Here is a 2,795-nt window from a genome sequence, read left to right on the forward strand (position 1 = left end):
CACCTTTCGCCGGAGACAATCGGGAGGTCTTCAAGATCGGCGTGAACTTCTCCTCTGAAACCCGCAATATTGAGAAGTGGCTGGTAAGGTAAAAAGCCTGCTTTTATCCATATATACTTACTTTGCCGATGAAGTATATATCCTATGCCCGGAGAAGATATACTTCAAGTGGCATCTAAGTATATCTTCTCCCTCAAAAAGGCTTCTCTAGTGAATAACTGATCACTTCCCAAGCCGTTAACTGACGGCTACCCCTACTCGTAAGTTATTCACTTGACAAGCCATAAACAGACAGTTTACAACTAGCGTAACAATCTGTTATTCAATGCATTTACAACAGAAATAAAAACCGTTCAAAAAAGTCGGACTTTCCAGCCGGAATATCCTCGCCTTTTTGTATTATCTTTATCGCCAACAAATAATACGCAGATGAAGAAAAACATTGTTTTCCTGTTAATTCTAATACCTATTATATGGATCTCTTGCGATGGAATGGGGCACCCAACCATAGACTTCCGGAAAGTAGAAAACCTTATGCCCCAACATCCGGATAGCGCCTTAATGCTCCTTGAACAAATAGAGAACAAAGAAAACCTACCCCGAAAAGATAAGGCGCATTATTATTTGCTGCTGACGGAAGCGAAAGATAAAAATTATATACCACACACTAGCGACTCTTTAATCGCAATCGCCACGGATTATTATGAAAAGACAGAATATGTGAACCGAAAAGCGAAGGCATGGTATTATAAAGGAAGAATAAACCAAGACTTGGGGCATCCATTAAAAGCACAGGAATACTACCTTAAGGCACTTCGGGATGAGGAGCAGGTAACAGATTACGCCCTGCTTGGCAGGATCAATAATAGCATAGGGATGCTCTATACATACCAAACTGTTTATGAGAAAGCATTGCCCTTTCAGAAAAGGGCTGTCGAGAATTTCCGCATGCTAAAGGATTCCATGGGACAGATATTCGCCTTACGAGACTTGGGGCGTACTTTCTCGATGCTCGGATACAAGGATAGTGCGATCATGAGTAATCAAGTAGCCATTTCCTTAATGGGAAAAGAAATTCTCCCCTCGGTTTATACTGAATTAGCAGATCTCTACGTATCTAGACAACAGATAGGAGAAGCATATGAATTATTACACATCGCCCTACGAAATATGGCAAAGCCACAGGCTAAATATCCAACATATCTGGTACTAGGTGAACTTTTTCAACAATGTGGGCAAATAGACTCAGCCCGTGTTTACCTGCAAGCATGCGCAGATTCCGCACCTTTGCCTAAGACACGTGCCGGAGGACTTTTCCAGTTAAAAGAAATCGCTTTCACTCAAAAGCAGTGGGAACTAGCAGCTTCATTATCCCATAGATACGAGTCGCTACGGGATTCTATAGAAAAGGAAATGCAGGCCGAATCTATCCGGAATGTACAAGCGTTCTATTCATATAATGACATTGAGCGAGACTTGTGGGAAGCACGACTTTACGCCTCCCAACAGAAGTTCTTTTATACTTTATCCATAATAGGCTGCCTTGTTCTACTAGTAGGAAGCATTTTCACGTTCATCCGTTATAGGCAGGAGCGAAAAAAAGCATTGCGACGATTAAAAGACAATGAGAAACAAATCCTTAAAAAAGAGCGAGAGATAAAAGACTTATCCTATGTCAGGGATAGTTTGGCACATGATATACAGGAATATAAAATAAAAGAACAACAACTAGCTCAAGAAAATGAAAAACAACTAAAAGAAACGAGTGAGCAACTAGAGCTAAAGCGTAAACAACTGGAGAAATTATCCCGTATCAAAGAAAGCCGGGAGCGAGACATATCCATCCTCAAAACAGAGAATTCCAATTTAAGAAACCAAGAGGAAACAAGGAAGGAGAAGTTAGCGCAATTACAGGTAGGACGATTGTATGACAAGTTTCGCTCCCCCATATCTTGGACTCCAACAAACGACGATTGGAACAAGCTTTTCGTTACGGTAGAAGCGTGTTTCCCAAACTTTGCGATAGATTTACAAAAGTCTGTTCCCTTGAACGAATCCGAGAAAAAGATCTGCTATCTGATCAAAATAGGGGTAAAGCCGGGGGCGATCGCGATCCTACTCAATTTGGGAAACGCCTCCATTTATCGAAAAAGATTATATGAGAAGTTAACTGGCAAGAAGGGAAATGCCAAAGATCTAGATCGATATATATCTAATTTATAGCACTATATAGAATATCAGCCAAGAAACTAAACAAAAAATGCACAAATCTTTTTTTCATAATTATGCTCTTGTTCATTTTTTGTTCATTTTCCTGTTGCTTTTTTACTGATCTTCGTCAACATGAAATCGTAGTCACACTACTAATAAAAGCAATAATAGCGTTATGAAAACACATTTGTTAGCCTTATGTATTCTTTTAGGATCATTTCTCTCCATCACATTTGCTTATGGAGATGACATCCCGGCACACGGGAAATGGGATGATGAACGTTATCGCTCCATCCCCGCATTACCTCCTACATTATCTATAGAAGGAAATATCTTAAGCATTCATTTCACGGAAGCATTAGATGATCTAACGATCCGCATCATGGATCATGCAAATAATATAATGTATGAGAATATACTTGCCGGAGAAACAGGAGATATTATCAACATTCCATTGGACGGGATAGAAACAGACACATACCAAGCGGTCTTGATTCATAAGTTAGGATGGCTAGTTGGAGAATTCGAGAATCAATAAAGCGTATGGCAATCCCTAAAATCATACATCAAGTCTGGGAGGGGCG

At 40.1% G+C, this 2,795-nt stretch carries 3 protein-coding genes; all 3 read left to right on the forward strand.

The window, feature by feature from the left end; translation table 11 throughout:
• The coding region (locus DWX33_RS22820) for a PD-(D/E)XK nuclease domain-containing protein (RefSeq protein WP_233570159.1) at positions 1–92 on the forward strand (92 nt) is incomplete at its 5' end.
• A 337-nt stretch (positions 93–429) separates the two neighbouring features.
• A complete protein-coding gene (locus DWX33_RS09630; RefSeq protein ID WP_122380285.1) occupies positions 430–2,223 on the forward strand; it encodes a hypothetical protein in 1,794 nt (597 codons plus the stop codon).
• A gap of 163 nt (positions 2,224–2,386) precedes the next feature.
• A complete protein-coding gene (locus DWX33_RS09635) occupies positions 2,387–2,749 on the forward strand; it encodes a DUF3244 domain-containing protein (RefSeq protein ID WP_122380286.1) in 363 nt (120 codons plus the stop codon).
• Positions 2,750–2,795: the final 46 nt, after the last annotated feature.

It is taken from the genome of Parabacteroides sp. AF19-14 (assembly GCF_003635485.1).
Taxonomy (GTDB): domain Bacteria; phylum Bacteroidota; class Bacteroidia; order Bacteroidales; family Tannerellaceae; genus Parabacteroides; species Parabacteroides distasonis.

Bases quoted from the DNA above. Each gene is read 5' to 3' on its own strand.
- DWX33_RS09630 (WP_122380285.1), top strand. From the start codon at position 430: ATGAAGAAAAACATTGTTTTCCTGTTAATTCTAATACCTATTATATGG.
- DWX33_RS09635 (WP_122380286.1), top strand. From the start codon at position 2,387: ATGAAAACACATTTGTTAGCCTTATGTATTCTTTTAGGATCATTTCTC.